Below are 445 nucleotides of genomic sequence, written 5' to 3' on the forward strand. Positions count from 1 at the left end.
ACCCTCTGATCTCTTACCGGAACTTCAGGGCCGTCTGCCAATCCGGGTCGAGTTGCGCGCCCTGACAGAAGAAGACTTTGTGCGCATCCTGACGGAAACCGACAACGCACTGACCCTACAATACACCGCGCTGATGGGAACCGAACAGGTCAAGGTTTCGTTTACGCAAGAGGGGATCGCGGCACTTGCAAAGATCGCCGCGGATGTGAACCAATCCGTTGAAAACATCGGCGCGCGGCGTCTTTACACCGTGATGGAGCGGGTGTTCGAGGAACTCAGCTTCACCGCCCCCGACCGCGCAGGCGAAGAGATCGTGGTGAACGCCGAATTTGTCGACAAGAACCTTCGTGAGCTGACGAAATCCACCGATGTCAGCCGCTACGTGCTTTAAGCCTTTTCAAACCGCCCAGCGCCTGCAACAGCTTGGCACATGGGCTACTTGCGC

Annotated in this window: 1 pseudogene; it reads left to right on the plus strand. The window is 57.5% G+C overall.

Annotation, left to right across the window (positions count from 1 at the left end):
- A pseudogene (locus G0Q06_RS14245) lies at positions 1-391 on the plus strand (HslU--HslV peptidase ATPase subunit); the annotation flags it as partial.
- Between the last annotated feature and the right edge of the window lie 54 nt (positions 392-445).

The organism is Oceanipulchritudo coccoides, from assembly GCF_010500615.1.
In the GTDB taxonomy this organism is placed as follows: Bacteria; Verrucomicrobiota; Verrucomicrobiia; order Opitutales; family Oceanipulchritudinaceae; genus Oceanipulchritudo; species Oceanipulchritudo coccoides.